Annotated in this window: 14 protein-coding genes; 8 read left to right on the forward strand and 6 right to left on the reverse strand. The window is 72.2% G+C overall.

The window, feature by feature from the left end; genetic code table 11:
- Positions 1 to 73: 73 nt before the first annotated feature.
- The 3 genes from VGB24_RS15220 (at position 74) to VGB24_RS15230 (ending at position 2,382) form a co-directional block, all read left to right on the forward strand.
- Positions 74 to 1,714: a putative bifunctional diguanylate cyclase/phosphodiesterase gene (locus VGB24_RS15220; protein WP_331073803.1), complete on the forward strand. Its 1,641-nt coding sequence runs from the start codon at positions 74 to 76 to the stop codon at positions 1,712 to 1,714.
- Positions 1,715 to 1,855: 141 nt separating this feature from the next.
- A complete protein-coding gene (locus VGB24_RS15225; RefSeq protein WP_331073804.1) occupies positions 1,856 to 2,113 on the forward strand; it encodes a DUF4160 domain-containing protein in 258 nt (85 codons plus the stop codon).
- 14 nt (positions 2,114 to 2,127) lie between these two features.
- Entirely contained in the window at positions 2,128 to 2,382 is a 255-nt protein-coding gene (locus tag VGB24_RS15230; RefSeq protein WP_331073805.1) for a DUF2442 domain-containing protein, read from the forward strand.
- 74 nt (positions 2,383 to 2,456) lie between these two features.
- On the opposite strand, the gene VGB24_RS15235 is transcribed toward VGB24_RS15230, so the two are convergent.
- The gene (locus VGB24_RS15235) at positions 2,457 to 3,794 is read right to left on the reverse strand and encodes an MFS transporter (protein ID WP_331073806.1); all 1,338 of its coding nucleotides are present in this window, start codon (positions 3,792 to 3,794) and stop codon (positions 2,457 to 2,459) included.
- Positions 3,795 to 3,889: 95 nt separating this feature from the next.
- On the opposite strand from VGB24_RS15235, the gene VGB24_RS15240 reads away from it, so the two are divergent.
- The 4 genes from VGB24_RS15240 (at position 3,890) to VGB24_RS15255 (ending at position 6,352) form a co-directional block, all read left to right on the forward strand.
- Positions 3,890 to 4,339, forward strand: coding sequence for a PaaI family thioesterase (locus VGB24_RS15240; protein ID WP_331073807.1), 450 nt, complete (start codon positions 3,890 to 3,892; stop codon positions 4,337 to 4,339).
- Positions 4,340 to 4,410: 71 nt separating this feature from the next.
- A complete protein-coding gene (locus tag VGB24_RS15245; protein WP_331073808.1) occupies positions 4,411 to 4,992 on the forward strand; it encodes a phosphoglycerate mutase family protein in 582 nt (193 codons plus the stop codon).
- Positions 4,993 to 5,123: 131 nt separating this feature from the next.
- Positions 5,124 to 5,669 (forward strand): peptide-methionine (S)-S-oxide reductase MsrA, encoded by a 546-nt coding sequence (gene msrA / locus VGB24_RS15250; RefSeq protein WP_331073809.1) that lies wholly within the window; start codon positions 5,124 to 5,126, stop codon positions 5,667 to 5,669.
- 113 nt (positions 5,670 to 5,782) lie between these two features.
- Entirely contained in the window at positions 5,783 to 6,352 is a 570-nt protein-coding gene (locus VGB24_RS15255) for a hypothetical protein (RefSeq protein WP_331073810.1), read from the forward strand.
- 433 nt (positions 6,353 to 6,785) lie between these two features.
- Here the strand turns inward: VGB24_RS15255 and VGB24_RS15260 are convergent, their stop codons facing one another.
- The 5 genes from VGB24_RS15260 to VGB24_RS15280 all read right to left on the reverse strand — a co-directional run bounded on the left by VGB24_RS15260 (position 6,786) and on the right by VGB24_RS15280 (position 16,466).
- Complete coding sequence (locus VGB24_RS15260; RefSeq protein ID WP_331073811.1) at positions 6,786 to 13,007, reverse strand: alpha-2-macroglobulin family protein; 6,222 nt, start codon at positions 13,005 to 13,007, stop codon at positions 6,786 to 6,788.
- 175 nt (positions 13,008 to 13,182) lie between these two features.
- A complete protein-coding gene (locus VGB24_RS15265) occupies positions 13,183 to 13,965 on the reverse strand; it encodes a gamma-glutamyl-gamma-aminobutyrate hydrolase family protein (RefSeq protein WP_331073812.1) in 783 nt (260 codons plus the stop codon).
- Between the two features lie 176 nt (positions 13,966 to 14,141).
- Positions 14,142 to 14,810, reverse strand: a complete 669-nt coding sequence (locus VGB24_RS15270; protein WP_331073813.1) for a transglycosylase SLT domain-containing protein — start codon at positions 14,808 to 14,810, stop codon at positions 14,142 to 14,144.
- Positions 14,811 to 14,958: 148 nt separating this feature from the next.
- A complete protein-coding gene (locus tag VGB24_RS15275; RefSeq protein WP_331073814.1) occupies positions 14,959 to 15,954 on the reverse strand; it encodes a glycosyltransferase family 2 protein in 996 nt (331 codons plus the stop codon).
- Positions 15,955 to 16,049: 95 nt separating this feature from the next.
- Entirely contained in the window at positions 16,050 to 16,466 is a 417-nt protein-coding gene (locus VGB24_RS15280) for a BON domain-containing protein (protein WP_331073815.1), read from the reverse strand.
- A gap of 111 nt (positions 16,467 to 16,577) precedes the next feature.
- On the opposite strand from VGB24_RS15280, the gene VGB24_RS15285 reads away from it, so the two are divergent.
- Positions 16,578 to 17,309, forward strand: a complete 732-nt coding sequence (locus tag VGB24_RS15285; protein WP_331073816.1) for a type II CAAX prenyl endopeptidase Rce1 family protein — start codon at positions 16,578 to 16,580, stop codon at positions 17,307 to 17,309.
- Positions 17,310 to 17,391 lie beyond the last annotated feature (82 nt).

Below are 17,391 nucleotides of genomic sequence, written 5' to 3' on the forward strand. Positions count from 1 at the left end.
GAACCCCGCTGCTCCCGTTAGCATGTGTGTCACCTGGCGCCGGGCACACGCCTTTCATCCGCTGATTCTTCCCATGCCGCACCGCTTCCGCACCCTGTTTCAGTACACCGCGGACGCCGTTTGCCTAGCGGATGCCGACGGCGCCATCGTCGAGGTGAACCCGGCCGCCACGGTGCGCTTCGGGCTGACCGCGGACGGCACGGCGCACCTGCGCGACCTGCTGGCGGACCCGGCCGAGTGGGCCACCGTGGCCGACGACCTGCTGCGCGGCGAGGACGTGGTGGCGCGCACGGTCCACGTTCGCGCCTCGACGGGCGAGCCCGAGCTCGCGGCGCTCACCTGCGTGCAGATGCGCACCGGGCTGGGCGGGCAGATCCAGGCCATCGTCCACCGCGGCGACCACCCCGCGCTCGACGCGCTCGACGAGCTGTACGACGAGCAGACGGGGCTGCCCAACCGCGAGGCGTTCGTCGCGCAGCTCACCCGCGCGCTCTCGGGGCGCCCCGGGCGCGCCGTGCACCAAATCGCCGTCATCCACGTGGACCTCAACCGCTTCCAGCGCATCAACGAAACGCTGGGCCACGAAACGGGCGACACCGTGCTCTCGATGACGGCGCAGCGGCTGGACGCGTGCATCCGCCCCGGCGACGTGGTGGCCCGGGCCCGCGGCGACGACTTCCTGGTGCTGCTGAACGGGGTGAGCGGCGAGACCGAGGTGGTGCGCGTGGCCGAGCGGATCGCGCGGGCGCTGACGGGCGGCTACGGCGTGGCCGGGCACGAGGTGTTCTGCGGCTCCGACGTGGGCGTGGCCCTGGGCGAGCCGGGGACGGCCACCCCCGAGGGGATGCTGCGCGCCGCCGAAGCCGCCATGTCGCGCGCGCGCCATTCGGGACGGGTGCAGGTGTTTCGCCCGGAGATGCACACAGAGACGATCTCGGCGCTGCGCCTGGACGCCGAGCTGCGCTACGCCATCGAGCGCGACGAGTTCCGCGTGTTCTACCAGCCCATCGTGGGGTTGGAGGACGGGCGGGTGCACGGCTTCGAGGCGCTGGTGCGCTGGCAGCACCCCGAGCGCGGCCTGGTGCCCCCCGCCGAGTTCATCCCCGTGGCCGAGGAAACGGGGCTGATCCTGCCCATCGGCGGCTGGGTGCTGGAGCAGGCGGCGAGGCAGCTTCGCGACTGGCAGGCGCGCTACCCGGCGCACTCCATCGCCATGGGCATCAACCTGTCGGTGAGGCAGTTCCGGCCGTCGCTGGTAGACCAGGTTCGCGCCGTGCTGGACCGCAGCGGGGTAGATGCCGCCGGGTTGAAGCTGGAGGTGACCGAGAGCGTGGTGATGGGCAACGCGCAGGACACCATCTCGGTGCTCCACGACCTCAAGGCGCTGGGCGTGAAGCTGCAGGTGGACGACTTCGGCACGGGCTACTCGTCGCTCTCGTACCTGCACCAGCTGCCGCTGGACATCCTGAAGATCGACCGCTCGTTCATCGTGGCGATGGCGCTCGGCAACAAGCACATGTCCATCGTGCGCGCCATCATCGCGCTGGCCAACACGCTGGGGCTGGAAACGACGGCCGAGGGGGTGGACGAGGTCGCCCAGGCGCAGCAGCTTCGGGAAATGGGAGCCACCTACGGCCAGGGATACCTCTGGAGCCGCCCCGTGCCGGCGGACCAGGCCGAGGCGCTGATCACCTCTCCCCCGCGCATCGGCTAGCGTTTCGCTCCCACCCTACAAAAGTCGAACGCCACCCGCGGAAGTGATCCGCGAGGTGGCGTGTTTAGTTTGTACACTTTCGCTGCGTTCCGGAGTAGATTTGGGGCGACGTCCGCGCCAACTCGAATCGGGAGCAAAGCCATGCCGGTGGTCGGCCGGTTTTTCGGGATCGTGGTATTCATGAACTACAGGGAGCACAACCCGCCGCATTTCCACGCCCGGCGTGGGTCCGACGAAGTTCTCATCGAGATCGCCACGGGAGCGATGACGGGGACGATGCCGCTTCGGGCATCACTCATGCTCCGGGATTGGACTGACCTCCACCGATCCGAGCTGCTGATGAATTGGGAGCGCGCCAGCAGGCATCTTCCCCTCGAACCCATCGCTCCGCTGACCTGAACGAGAGGTGCACGATGTTCCTGCACGTCAACTCGGTGGAACCGCTCGAAGGGTACTCGCTGCGGCTGGCGTTCAGCGACGGTTCCGTCCGCGATGTGGATCTCTCCGACGAATTGTACGGTGACGTGTTCGAGCCCCTTCGCGATGCGGATATCTTCAGGAAAGTCGCCGTCAACGAAGAGACGGGCACCATCGAATGGCCGAACGGGGCCGACTTCGCCCCGGAGTTCCTGTACGAGAGCGGAAGCCCGGCGCGCCAGCCCGCCTGAGCGGCTACGCTGAGCCGGTCCCTGCCGTGATCGACACGCTCGGCGCCTGGCGCAGCTCCCGCGAAGGGTAGCGATCAGGTCGCGGGCGCGGCCTCGTCCAGCTGGCGGCCGCGCCACTCGGGGAGCATGAGCGCGCCGACGATGGCGACGCCGAAGAACCCGGCGAAAGTGCCGAAGACCGCCCACGAGCCGCCCGCCGACATCAGCTTCGGCACCGCCAGCGGAGCCAGGATGCTGGCGATGCGTCCGAAGCCGGCCGCCCACCCGGCGCCGGTCGCGCGCACCTCCGTCGGGTAGACCTCGGGGGTGGCGGCGTATACCGCGCCCCACGCGCCCAGGTTGAAGAACGAGAGCAGGCAGCCGGCGACCAGAATGGCGTCGCGCGACTCGGCCCCCGCGAACAGCAGGGCGGCGAGCGCCGAGCCGGCCAGGAACGTGGCCAGGGTGGGCCGCCGGCCCCACTTTTCGATCAGGTAGGCTGACACGGCATAGCCCGGCAGCTGCGCCAGGGTGATGATCAGCGTGAACTCGAACGACCTGACCAGCGAAAAGCCTCGCTCCATCAGCAGCGTGGGCAGCCAGATGAAGGCGCCGTAGTACGCGAAGTTGATCCCGAACCACACCAGCCAGAGTGCCAGCGTCCGACGCGCCAGCGTGCCGCGCCACAGCTCGCCCAGGCCCACGCGCCGCGCGGGGTTTGCCGCGATGGACGGGGAGGGTTCCGCGGGAGCGGATACGCCCGCGGCGGATTCGAAGCGGCGTACCACCTCTTCGGCCTCGGCCGAGCGGCCCTGCGATTCCAGGAAGCGCACCGACTCGGGGAGCGCGCGGCGGACCACGCCCGAGTAGAGCGCGGGGAGCGCGCCCAGCGCGAACGCCCACCGCCAGCCGTTTTCCGACGTGGGGATCACGTAGGTGCCGATCACCGCCGCCAGGATCCATCCCACCGCCCAGAACGCCTCCAGCAGCACCACGATGCGGCCGCGGATGCGCGCGGGAGAAAACTCGCTGACCAGCGTCGACGCCACGGGCAGTTCCGCGCCCAGCCCAAAGCCGATCAGGAAGCGAAAGACGAGCAGCGACGCCACCGACCACGAGAACGCCGCCGCGCCCGTGGCCACGCCGTAGATCAGCAGGGTGCCCGCGAACACCGTCCGGCGTCCCCGCCGGTCCGCGACGCTGCCGCCCAGGCTGGCGCCCAGCGCCATGCCGATGAAGCCCACCGCACCGATCCACGCCACGGTGGGGGCGTCGAGCCCCCACTGCTTGGCGAGCGCGGCCATGACGAACGAGATCAGCCCCACGTCCATGGCATCCATGGCCCAGCCGGCCCCGGCGACCAGCAGCAGGCGGCGGTGGATGGGGGTGAAGGGCAGGCGGTCGAGCCGGTCGGCGCGGGAAAGGGCGGCCATGGGTCCGTGGTCTGGTGAAACAGCGCTGTGGCGTGCCAGATTCAATCCCCAGGCCAACGGCCTGCGCCCCCTTCATCCGCCAGCGAGCGAACGGAATGCCCCGCGCCCCGGAACCCGGGTTCGAAGACCGCGTCCGCGAAAGCTTCGCCCGCCAGCGGCTGATGGAAACGCTGGGCGCACGGCTGGTGCGCGTGGAGGCGGGCGAGGTGGACGTGGAGCTGGACGTACGCGACGAGGTGGGCCAGCAGCACGGCTTCGTCCATGCGGGCGCCCTCGCGTCCATCCTCGACAGCGCCGCCGGCTTTGCCGCCTACACGCTGATGCCGGCCGATGCGGGCGTGCTCAGCGTGGAGTTCAAGGTGAACCTGCTGGCGCCCGCGCGGGGCGAGGTGATCGTCGCGCGGGGGCGGGTGGTGCGCGCCGGGCGCACGATCAGCGTGGTGACGGCGGACGCGTTCGGCGTCGAGGGCGGACGCGAGACGCACGTCGCCACCTTCACGGGCACCATGATGACCATCCAGGGCCGGCCGGGCGTCGCGGGCTAAGGGGGGCCCGCCCCGCGACACGCCAGCGATTCGCACAACTCACACCCCATCCACCCGTACCCGATCTCCCCATGCGCATCTTCCCGCTGATCCCGCTCGCGCTCGCCGCGCTGGCCGCCTGCGCGCCCGCGTCTCCGGCCGCTTCGCCCCCCGCCCCGTCCGCCGCCGCGCAGGACTCCACCGTGGTCGTGCTGGTGCGCCACGCGGAAAAGGGCGGTGTGGCAGGGGAAGCCGATCCGCTGCTCAGCGCGGCGGGCGAGGCCAGGGCGCGCGCCCTGGCCGACGTGCTCCGAACGAGCGGCATCGACGAGATCATCGTCACGCAGTACCGGCGTACGGGGGCCACCGCCGCCCCGACCGCGTCCGCGCTGGGCATCGTTCCCGACACGTTCAGCACGCGGGCACCGGATCACCCGGCCACCGTCGCCGCGGCGGCCCGGGCGCACCGGGGCAAGACGGTTCTCGTGGTGGGGCACAGCAACTCCGTGCCGGCGATCATCACGGCGTTGGGCGCGGGGCCCATGGCGAACCTGTGCGAGGCGGAGTACGCGCACCTCTTCGTCGTCGTGCTCAAGGACGGCGCGGCGGCGCGCCTGGAGCGCCGCACCTACGGCCAGGCCGACCCTCCCGGCGCGTCGGCCTGCCCGCGATAGAGCACGGCGGTGGCTGTTTCCGGTGGTGCGGTGTACAGGGTCTGTGCGCCCGCCGCCGTACGGCGGGCGCGGACGCGGGTTTCAGCGGATGGCGATCATCCGCGATCCGGAGCGAGAAAAGGGAGTGATCGATGGCGGATGCGGGACGCGAAGTGGCCACGCTGGGCGGGGGCTGCTTCTGGTGCACGGAAGCGGTGTTCGTGGACCTGCGCGGGGTGGACCGCGTGGTGTCGGGATACATGGGCGGGCCGCTGCCGAACCCCTCGTACGAGCAGGTGTGCTCGGGGCGCACGGGGCACGCCGAGGTGGTGCAGGTGACGTTCGACCCGGCCGAGATCCCGTTCCGTGAAATCCTGGAGATTTTCTTCACCACCCACGATCCCACCACCCTCAACCGCCAAGGCGGCGATGAGGGGACGCAGTACCGCTCGGTGGTCTTCTACCACGACGACGAGCAGCGCCGCGTGGCGGATGAGATCATCCGTGAGTTGACGGAGCGGCGCCTGTACGACGATCCCATCGTCACCGAGGTGAGTCCGGCGTCCGAGTTCTACCCGGCGGAGAGCTATCATCAGGACTACTACGCGCGGAACCCCTACCAGGGATACTGCCAGGTGGTGATCGCGCCCAAGGTGAGCAAGTTCCGCAAGGCATACACGTCGCGCCTCAAACGCTGACGGCGGCGGCCGGTCCGGGAGCCCCGGACCGGCCACCCCCACCCGTCACAATCCGCATGGCTCGCGCGTAGACACGTGCGTCCAATCCGCCGGAACCCTCACCTTTCGCCACGATGTCCATCTTCCGCCCTTCCCACATCGCTCTTGCTTTCGCGTTCGCGTGCGCCGCGGCTCCGTCCGCCGCCCAGCAGACCGGGGGATCGCGCCCGGAAATCGGCGTCATGCCCTACTTCGGCACAGCGTACTCCGCCGCGGTCCAGGCGGGGCTGCAGATCCAGGTGCGCCCCTCGGCAAACAGCGAGTGGACCTTCTTCGCCGACTACAATCGCTGGGTCTGGGGGCTCGTGTGCGTGGACTACCTGCTCGCGAACGAGGGCGGGGGCCCGAACTACGATGACCGTTGCGGCGAAGAGGGCAACGCCATGCACATGGGCGTGATGCGCACGTTTGGGGCGGGGAACTGGCAGCCGTACGTGTCGGCGGGCGCCGGGCTGTCGGAGGTGGTGACGAGGGAGAGGGACGATCGCCCGTCGTTCCTGCTGGAGACCGGCGTGGACGTGGGTGGCGGGCGGATGCTGAACGGCCGGCTGGGGCTTCGCTACCAGACCCGACCCGGCGCGGGCGGCGGCGGGCTGCACGCCGACTTCGCGGGGCCGGTGGTCGCGTTCCGGGTGACGTTTTAGGCGGCAAGCAGACCGAGTCAGCGTCGATCAACACGAAGCCCCTCGCCAGACCAGGCGAGGGGCTTCGTGTTCTACTTCTTGGGCGTTCGTGTTCTACTTCTTGGGCGGAGGATTCTTCGGGGGGCCGTTGCCGCGGACCTTCCCTGAGGGCTTCTTGAAGTTCTTGCTCGGGAGGTTTTCCACCGGCGGCTTGGTTCCGCCATTGTCGGCTGCCATGCGCAATCTCCTGTGCATCCCTCTTGATCGTGGCAACGGTCGGTGGAGGGGGAGCCGCCGTCCGCAGGCGCTCGGTGGACACCGGCGCGCCGATCCATACGATGCGACGACGCGCAAGTTTCATCAAGCCAACAGGATACCAGGTCGAGCACAAAACGGGGGGGGGCACGGAAACCATCCTCCCGTGCCCCCTTCGTGCCCTTCGTCCGAGACCCGATCAGTTGTCCTGGATCCTCACGCGATCGGAGCTGCCGCGGCCGAACGTCTCGGGGCTGTACATCTCTTCCGCGCGCGGCGGCGGCACGATGAACTCGCCGGGCGTGGTGGCGCGGGCCACGTAGGAGTAGGTGTGCACCCCGGCGTTCAGCAGCGAGGTGAACGCCTCCGCCCGGTCGTCGCGCAGGTTCTGGTGCTGGAACCACGGCCCCCACCACCAGCCGCGGTGCGAAACGGCCCAGGGCGCCTGGTCCGGCGTGTCGGGCGGCGGCACCACCTCGGCGCCGCGCAGGGCCGTGTTCACCGCCTCGAAACCGGCGGGGAGCGGATCCACCAGCGCCACGTGCACCCGCCGGCTGGGCGCCACCATCGTCACCGTCACCCGCACCCGCGCACCCGGCCTGATCCGCCACACGCCGTCTTCCCCGCGCACCACGTCCGACGGATCGTCGATGGCCTCGTAGGTGCGCTCCACCGAGAACCCGCGGTCCAGCGCCGGCAGGTCCAGCCCGCGCGGCGCGTACCGCAGCCCCGCGCGGTAGTACACCCGCCCCGCGCCCTCCTTGCCCACGGTCAGCGACTCGGGATCCAGCTCCACCAGCGCGTCGATGGGCACCGTCAGCTGGTGGCGGTCGGCGTTGCGGCCGGCGAACGCGTGCTCGCCGGCGAAGCGCTCGCCCAGCCACACGCGCGCGACGAAGTCGGGGGTCTGCGCCTCGTACTCGCGGAAGTAGCGGTCCAGCGCCAGCAGCACCCACGCGTTCTCCTGCGTGTTGCTCCACCGCCCGGCCCGCCGCCCTCCCAGCAGCCCGCGCACCGTCTTGGCCACCAGCGGGTTCCGCGGGTCCGTCCGCAGCAGCGCCTCGAGCACCACCGCGTCCGTCCGGCGGCGGCTGTGAAGGATGAGGTACTCGCCCTGTTCGTACGAAGTGGCGAACGTCGCGGTGGAGGCGGTCTCCGTCGCGCGGTTGTTGACGATGCGCAGCAGCTCGGTGCGAACCTCCTGCGTGCCGCCCTGCCCCGCGGAGGCCGCCAGCAGCCACCCGACGACCTCGACGGGAAGCTGGTTGGAACCCACCTCGCGCATCAGCGCCGTCACGTCGCCGCCCACCCGCTCACCCGCCAGCGAGCGCACGTACAGCGCGTACGCGCGGACTGCCCGGCGCTCCGAAGGCCCGTACCACCGCGGCATCCGGTTGCCCACGGTGCGCGTGTACTGCATCGCGCGCTGCATCATGTCGTCGGGCACGTCGTAGCCCCGCTCGCGCATGCGCACCAGCGCGTGGGTCACGTGCACGCTCACGTACGGCCACGACTCGCGGTCCGTCCGCCAGAAGTTCCAGCCGCCGTCGTGGTTCTGCATCCGCCGGAGCGCCTGGATGTCGCGCGCCACCGAGTCCGCCAGCGCCTCCGGCGCCGGCAGCCCCTCCGCCCGGAACTCGGTGAGCACGTCGCGCAGCGCGGCCACGGCCAGCAGGCGCGAGGCGATCTGCTCCGACCCCTGGTAGGGGTACTTGACCAGGTACAGGAACGCGTCCGTCAACTCGTGCAGCGCCGTGGACGAGGTGGTCACCTCCAGCCCGCCGAAGCCGGGAAGCACGTCGGCCTCGTCGATCTGCAGCGGCAGCGTGGCCGCGCCCTCGGTGAAGTTGCCGTACGTCGCGAACGCCTCGGCCGTGGCCGGGGTGTAGACGGGCAGGCTGACGAACGCCGCGTCGGAGCGGGCCCCGGAGACGGCGGCCACCTGCACGTGCGCCGTCCCCGCGCGCACCGCCTCGCCCGGAATGCGCACCTCCACGCGGTCATGTGCCGGCACCGTTACCCGGCGCCCCGGCTCGGCGAACGCGATGCCCTCCGCGCGGGCGGCCACGTCCACCGTCATCGGCTGCCCCGTCTGGTTCTGGATGACGACGGCGAATTCGAACCGGTCGCCGAAGTTCAGGAACCGCGGCGCCGACGGGCGCACCATCAGCGGCTGGCGGACGGTGATGGACGACTCGCCCGCCCCGAACCGCGCCAGCCCCTGCGCCGCGACCGCCATCACACGGTAACGGGTGAGGCTGCTGGGCAGGGTGAACGGAACCGTCGCCCGCCCATCCGCGTCCGTCCGCACCACCGGCGTCCACACCGCCAGCGGGTTGAAGTTGGTGCGAACCGCGATGGCGGGCTGCGGCGCTTCCGGGGGCGGCGGGGGAGGGGCCATCGCCGTTGGCGCGGCCACCGCGGGCGGAGCGGGGTCCAGCGACGACGCTCCACGGATCCGCACCTCCGCGCCGGCCGCCCTGCCCTGCAGCTGGCCGCTCACCCCGCCGACCGCCACGCTCTCCAGCATCAATGCCGCCGGGTGCATCACGATCTCCACCTGCACCGGCTCGTCGCCGACCACCACCTCGCGCGACGCGGAGCCCATCCCCAGGCGGGCCACGGTGATGATCCGCGGCCCGGCGGGCACCCCCACCAGCCGGAAGGCACCGGCGCCGTCCGTGGTCGTGCGCACCTGGGTTCCATCCACCGTCACCAGGGCGCCGGCCACGGGCCGGCCCTCGGCGTCCCGGACGCGTCCGGCGACCACGCCGGCGCCGGTGGTGCGCTTGAGCACCGAGGGGTGGAGCCACGCGTCCATTGCACCCTCGTCCCACACGGGGTGAAAGAGCTCGAGGGGATCCTGGAACCGGTAGCCGGTCAGCGCCAGCACCGCCTCGTCCACCACGGCCAGCGCCACCTCGGCGCCGGGCACGGGCCGGCCCTGTGCGTCGTTCACCTGCACCGACACCGAGGCCGGGGCATCGGGAACGAGGACCGAGTCCGCCGGGAGCGGCGTCAGCGTGAGCGACCGGCCGGTCGGCGGCACCCGCAGCATCACCGACCCGGTGGCGAAGTCCGTCCCGCGCGAGCCGGGGATGGTGTCCGACGCACCCACGACGTCCACCTGCACGTAGGTGTTGGGGATGTCGGCCTCGGTGAGGGGCACGGACAGGAGCAGGGTGGACGAGTCCGACGCGACCGTTTCCGTGCGGACGATGCCGGCGCGGCGCACCGTCATCACCCCGCGCGCCGGCCAGAAGGGAAGCTGCACGAGGATGCGCGCCGTGTCGCCCGGCGCGTACGCCTCGCGATCGGGAAGGAGGCGCGCCTCGCGGCCCGTCGCCAGCCGCTGGCCCGGCGGCGCCGGCATGGGGTCGCCGCCGGAAACCCAGACCGTCACCTCGGTGCGCGACGGGCGGCCGCGCTCGTCGGCCACGTCGGCGACCAGGCGGTAGCGCCCGCCCTCCGGGGTGGCGAAGGTGCAGGTGCGGGGGTTCAGCTCCGAGACGAACTCGCACACCGCCGTGTCGCGCGCCACCTCGGCCCAATCGCCGCCCCGCTGCACCCACGCCATGCGCTCGGCGCGGACGCGCACCGGCCGGCCGACCACGGGCTTGCCGTCCAGGTCCACGACGATGCCTTCCATGCGGATGGGCTCGCCGCGCGGCTGCCAGTTGCGGGCGGTCCGCAGCCCCACGTACACCTCGGCCGGGTGCACCAGCAGGGTGGCCTGCGAGGTCCAGGGCTGGCGGTTGACGTCGATGACGGTGGCGGTGGCGTTCAGCGTGTACGGCCGCGGCGGAACGGCGCGGTCCAGGTCCAGCCGGATGCCGTGGCGCCCCTGTGCGTCCGTTTCGCCCGACAGCTCGCGGGCTTCCTGGCCGGGAGTAGGCCGCCCCCGGTACCACCATCCTTCGTCATGGATTCCGAACCGCCACTCCGCCCACCCCGGCGGCGTGTAGGAGCCCGGCAGGCTCTGCACCCGCCAGTTGACCTCGGCCCCGGGAAGCCCGCCGCCCGCGAAGTACGAGGCGCGCACCGACACTTCGGCCGAGCCGCCGATCACGTGCGGGCCGGGGTCGGCCTCCACCGCCACCTCGAACTCCGGCCGGCGGAACTCCTGCACCGCGTAGCCGATGGCGTGCGCGTCCCCGCCCTCGGCTTCGACCACGATGGAGGCGCCGCCCAGGTTGGCGCCCGCGGGAAGGGTGAACGCCCCGTCGAAGCCGCCGAACTCCGTCAGCCGCGCCGTGCCCTTCGCGAGCTCCACGCCCTGCGGGTCCATCGCGCGCCAGGTGACGCCCGGCCCCTGGCTTACGAACGACAGCCCGCCCGTCTCACCGCGGGTGAAGCGCCGCACCCATCCCTTGAAGCGAACCTCTTCGCCGGGCCGGTACAGGTTGCGGTCGGTGATGCCGTACCACAGCAGCTGCCGCGGCGTTTCCTGGCGTACCAGGCGCAGCCAGCCGCCGCGTCCCTGCCCGGAAAGGATGGCCTGGTCGCCCGGCCGGCCGACGACCAGGAAGCGCTCCCGGTCGCCGCGCGGCTCGGCGCCGGGAAGGGGGAGCGTGGCCAGCCCGTCGGCGCCGGTCACCCCGCTGGAGCCCGTGGGGAGCATGCGCGCCTCCGCCCCGGCGATGGGGCTGCCGTCGCGCAGCGAGGTGGCCCACACCAGCACGCTGTCGCGGTCGGCGAAGGCGGCCACGCCCACGCCGGTCACCTGCAGCCACGCCACGGAGGGCCTCTCCCCCGCCGGCTCCACCAATACCACCACGTGGCCCGGCTCGCCGCGCAGCACCTCGTCGGCGTCGATCACGTGCTCGGTCATGGCGCCGGGCGCGGGGTCGGCGCGAAGCCACCGGTCCACGACGGGTGTGCCGGGCAGAGGGGACTTCTCGGGATCCCGGGCCCGGAACGCCGCCCAGTCATCGGGCCGCACCCGGTGCATGCGAAGGCGCACCCGCGCCACGTCGTGGGTGAACACCGAGACGGTGCGCGGCCCCGAGGCGTCCAGGACCATCATGGGCTCGGCAAAGCCGATGAACCCCGGCGCGGGCGGCCCCACGCGCACGGTGCGCGTCTCGTCGCGCCCCAGCACCTGGCCGAACTGGTCGCGCACGGCGCGCGACACGTGGACGGTGTATTGGGTGTTCGGCGCGGCGGTGCCGGTGATCCACAGCCCGTTCCCCGACGCCGTCACCCGCATCCCCGGCAGCGCGGGCACCACGCGCACCCACTCCGCGGGCCGGCCGGCCGTGTCCAGCGGGTTGTTGAACTCCAGGACCCACGGCGTGCCGGGGCGGCAGTCGTCCTCGTTATACCCGCAGGCGAAGCGGACGAGGCGCAGCGGCGCATAGGTGCGGAAGCGCCATCCCTGCACGGCCTGCGTGCGAAGCGGCCCCTCGGCCGAGGGCGCTCCAGCGCGCAGCAGCACGTCGATCGCGGCGTTCAGCGGAAGGGGCTGGGTGGCACGGAAGGCGATCCAGGTGCCGGGCTCCGCCTGCGCCGCAAAGGCGCGTGCGACGGAATCGCGCTGGATTTCGTCTGCGGACGCGAGGCGGACCGTCCGCTCCACGCCACCCGCCGTCAGCCGGATGGAGGGGAGCAGGGCGGCGGGAGACACCTGCTGGTCGAAGTGGATGAGGAACACGGGATCGGGCCGCACGTGGTCGCCCCACGGCCACGCCCCGATCCCCGTCAGCTGGGGAGTGCGGAAGGTCCAGCGCACCTCTTCCGCGAGCACGCCGCCGGTGGCCGAGCGGGTTCCGGCGGGGATGGTGACCGTGTACTCCGTGGCGAACGGCACCCGGCCTTCGGGGGTGAACACCACGGTGCGCACGTCCAGCCAGCGCCAGCTCCCCGAAATGCGCGGGCTGATGCGCACCGGCACCGCACCGCTCTCCACCGTGCTGACGGTGGAGAGCGGCACCATCGCCTGCGAAAAGGTGACGGTCACCTCGGCGACCCGCTCCACCTGCCCCTCGGGCGCGGCGCGGACCACCGTCAGCGGCGCGCGCGCCGTGCCCAATGGGCGATCCGGCCCGGCGCTGTCCGGCGGCGGAAAGCCCGCCAGCACCGTGCGCCCGGTGCGCGGAGGCGGCAGCGTGGCCGCGGGAAAGGCGAACCGCTCCGCCGCGGCGACGGAGGGCAGCGGCTCCAGCCGGGCCAGGATGCGCTCCGCGTCGGCGCGCGGCAGCATCAGCGCGGGGGCGGGCGCCTCGCGCTCCGGCGCGCGAAGGGGCGCGGGGCTCAGGCGAAAGCGCAGGCCGCTGCTGTCGGGCACCACCGTGTCCGGCTTCGTCGCGATCGGCCGGACGTGCAGCGGCGGAATCTCGGTGCGGCGCTGCGCCTGGGCGGGCGCGGCCAGCCCCGCCAGCAGGGCGGCAAGGAACAGGACGGGCCGGTGGATGGCTCGCATGCGGACGTGTACCGGTGTGTGGGACGGAGGGTCCGAACCCCCCCCTTGCTGATCAAACGCGGGTGCGGGGGCAACTCTGACACACAGTACGGCAGGGAGGGGACGAGGGCCAGAGCGCAAAAAGGCCCCGGCTCTGTTCGAGCCGGGGCCTTCGGGCCGATCCGCCCCGCCGCGATCAGGCGTAGGCGAGCGACTTTGCGTCGTGGAACTGGTTGGCGGCCTCGATGAAGGCCTCGAAGAGCTTGCGCGTGCCCTCGTGCGTGTCGATCAGCATTTCCGGGTGCCACTGCACGCCGACCAGGAACTGCCCCTCGCGCGTGCCCTCCAGCGCCTCGACCATGCCGTCCGTTGCCCACGCCGTGGCCACCAGCCCCTCGCCCAGGCGGTCCACCGACTGGTGGTGCATGGAGTTGACCATCGCCTGCTCCACCCCGAACGCCGTGTGAAGCCGCGACCCCGGGGCAATGCGTACGTCGTGCGCCAGGTGGTCGCGCGCCCATCCCGCGCCGGGGAAGTAGTCGTGCTTCATCGCCCCCGGGAACAGCTCGCCGCAGTCCTGCACCAAGGTGCCGCCGGCCGCCACGTTGATCACCTGCTGGCCGCGGCACACGCCCATCACCGGCTTGCCGTCTTCCAGCGCCCAGCGCGCGAACATCAGCTCCACGTAGTCGCGCGCCAGGTCGGTGCGCCCGCACAGCTCGTGGCGCTCGGCGCCGTACGAGGTGGGGTCAACGTCCACCCCGCCGGCGATGAAGATGCCGTCCAGGTGGTCGTAGATGCCCCGCAGCGTCTCGGGATCGTTCTCCAGCAGCGGCACCATCCAGGGAATGGCCCCCACCGAGGTGCACGCCAGGAAGTAGCGCTGGTTCATCACCCACGACGCCGGAAGGTCTTCCGGAATGCGGTCGATGGACTGGAGCGTCTGCGTGGGAATGCCGATGACCGGGCGCTGTTGCATGCTGATCCTGCTGCGTGAACCGCGATGAAAGAAAGGGGACGACAGCCCCGGGGCGGGAGGCAAAATCAGGGCCGGGCAACAAGATGCCCGCGCCCCGCCCGCCGTGCAACGCCCCCGTACACCCTACCGGCGTGCACGTTCGCCGGGAGTACGGCAAATGTTTCGCCGCCGGTGGTTCAGAGGCCGGAGGGGAGGCGCGTGGGGGCGGTCTCGTGCAGCGGCGGGGCGGGCGGGGCGGCGGAGTCGTGGCGCACCAGGTTCACGGGCGAGCCGCCGCGCGCGCCCAGCACCAGGTCGGCGTAGCCGTTGGCGGGGTCGCCCCCGGCCGAGCGGATGCGGCGCACCGTGCCCATTCCGCGGTTGTACGCCGTCAGCGCCTCCTCCTGGTCGCCGTCGTACACGGCCAGCAGGTACTTCAGGTAGCGGAAGCCCAGGCGCAGGTTGGTCCGCCGCTCCAGCAGCTGCTCGCGGGTGATGCCCGGCATCAGCTCGGCGGCCGTCGCGGGCATCACCTGCGTAAGCCCCAGCGCGCCTACCGGGCTACGCGCGGATTCGCGGAACGCGCTCTCCACGCGGACGAGGCGAAACGCCAGTTCCGCATCCAGCTCCTCTTCCCTCGCGGCGCGCTCGATCTCGTCGGCCAACTCCACCGAAATGCCGTAGCGCCGCGCGTACTCGGCCACCTGCCGCTCGCGCGCCTCGGCCGCGCGCGAGGCCGCCAGCGCCGCGTCCACCACGCCCCAGGCGCGGGCCGCGACGGCTCGCACCGGCGGCAGCAGCGCCAGCACGACGACGGCGCCCAGCACCAGCCAGGGACGCGCGCCCCTGGGCCGCAGGGACGGCAACGTGCGCCGCGCTCCGGGGCGCTTGGACCGGGGGGCTCGGCGATCTCGGGGGGATGAACGGCGGGGCACGGCTCCTCCATTTCTCGCGGCGGACGGCACCCAAGCTAACGGCGCCGCGCCGTTCGCGCGACGGCACCCGCCGCGCGCGTCACTCGTCCGGCCCGGGGTACGGCGCGGGTTCCTGCGTCAGCCGCCGCCATTCGCGCACGGTGGACCACTTCACGGGGGTCCGCGCGCCCAGCGCGACCCGCGCGGCGGGTGCCAGCCGGCGCAGGACGCCGGCGAAGCCCTCGGGGTCGTCGACGTTCCACCCCCGCCGCATCTGAAAGTAGCGCCGCAGCCGCACCATCGCCCCGCCCAGCGCCAGCGGGAGCGGCAGCGTGTACAGCGCGATGAGGACGTCGTTGCGCACCGTCAGGTGCAGGTAGCGCCGCATGTCGCGCCCCCCGGGGTCGGCCCGGTGCGCGACGACCGCGTCGGGCAGGTACACCACCCGCCACCCGGCGTCCAGAAGCCGGAGGCAAAGCTCCTTCTCCTCGCCGGTCATCACCAGCTCCTCCCGATACCCGCCCACCTGGAGCATCGCGCGGCGCCGCAGCACGTGCCCGTAGCCCACGAAGGAGGCTACCCGCGAGGGAACGCTCACCGGGGCCGGCTGCGCCTGGGCGGGCCACGCGCGCCCCTGCTCGTCGCCCTGCGCCAGCGCCACGGCGCCCACGCGCGGGTCGGTGTCGAAAACGGCCAGGGCGGCGTGGATGGCCGCGGGATCGACCACGGATGCGTCGTCGTCGAGGTTCAGCACGTACGCCGATGCCGTGGCATGGACGATGGCGTTGCGCCCCGCGGCCAGGCCGCGGCTGGCCTCGCTGCGCAGCACGCGAAGGCCGGGAGGCGCGTCCGGTCCCAGCGCCTCCCGCAGCCCCGGCTCCACCGGCACCCGCGAGCCGTCGTCCACCACGATCACGTCGCCCACTAGCCCGGCGATGGCGCCGAGCGAGCGGATGCACCGCACCAGGGCGTCCGGCCGGTCGCGGGTGCACACGCCCACGGCAAGGCGGGAATCTTCGTGCGGACCGGCATCCGGTCCCATGGACGCGGCGCCGGACACGCTCGCGCCGGTCAGGTTGCCGGCGACGCCGCTCACGCCCGGCCCCGGGCGAAGGCGGGGGAGCTCATGGAAAACGGGAGAAGGAGAGCGCGGCCCCGGCGAGGGCTACCGCGCGGCACGATCTTTCTCGATCATTCATCTTCGGACGCCTGCCGGACGCCCGCGACCCGGGGAGCGTGGCAGGTGACGCGCGCGGGGCCGGGCTGCAGCACCAGGAAGTCGATCACCAGCGTTACGCCGGGCACCATCTCGGCGTTGGCGCGCGCGCACTGCAGCGCGCCGAAGCCGCGCACCGACCCGTGCAGGTGAATCTCCGTCCCCACGACCACGGGGCGGATGGTGGCCGCGTCGATGGAAGGCTCCGCCGCCATCCTCGCCTGCACCTCGCGCACGATGGCCGCCTCGCGGCCGGTGCGCTCGGATATCTGCGCCGGCGTTTCGGCGGGCTCGCCGCCGCCCAGCAGGGCACAGGCACCCATCCCGGATGCCGCCCACACCATCACCGCCGCCCCCATGCGCCGCGCCGCCCGCCGCCGATCGCCAGCCATCCACCCTCCGAGCCTGGGAAACCTGCGAGGCGCTTCGTACGTTACACCGGGTACGGCGCCGTCCTCACGACGCGGTTTTCGCAATCGACAGGCCAGAAGCGGCGCTGAATCATGAGCACCTATCTCCGCACCACCCGGTCGCACACCTACTCGCTGCTGTTCGCGCTGCCGCTGCTGGTGCTGTACGAACTGGGCGCCGTGCTCATCGCGGACCGGGGCGGCACGGGAATGCGCAACGGCGCCGACGTGCTGCTGCGCACGATGCTGGCGGCGGGCGGGGTGCAGGGAACGCTGGCGTTCACCGCGGCGCTGGCGCTGGGCGCGGCCGTCCTGGTCACCTGGGAGCGGCGAAAGACGCGGGTACCGCTGCGGGGTTCGTACTTCGGCGGCATGCTGGCGGAGAGCGCCGTCTACGCCCTGCTTTTCGGCGGGCTGATCGCCGCGGCGACCCACTTTCTCCTGGGCGGGTTCGTGCGGCTGGCGGCGGACGGGGCGCTGGCCACGCTGCCGCTGCTGGACGGCATCGTCCTGTCGCTGGGCGCGGGCATCTACGAAGAGCTGCTCTTTCGCGTGCTGCTGACGGGCGGGCTGCTGGCGCTGCTGGTATGGACGGGCTTCCGCCGCACCCCCGCGGCGGCCGTGGCGGTGATCGTATCGGCCTTCCTCTTCTCGGCCTTCCACTACGTGGGGCCGTACGCGTATCCGCTGGAGCTGGGCAGCTTTACCTTTCGCCTGCTGGCGGGTGTGGCGTTCAGCGCGCTGTACGTGTGGCGCGGCTTCGGGATCGCCGCGTGGACGCACGCCCTGTACGACGTGTTCCTGGTGATCGCCGGCCAGGGGTGACCGGGTTTCAGCGCGAATCTTGCAGGACGCGTTTCCATCCCGCCCGCCACTACACAGCAATCCCCTCCGCTCCCGGACGCCC

It is taken from the genome of Longimicrobium sp., from assembly GCF_036399935.1.
Lineage (GTDB): Bacteria > Gemmatimonadota > Gemmatimonadetes > Longimicrobiales > Longimicrobiaceae > Longimicrobium.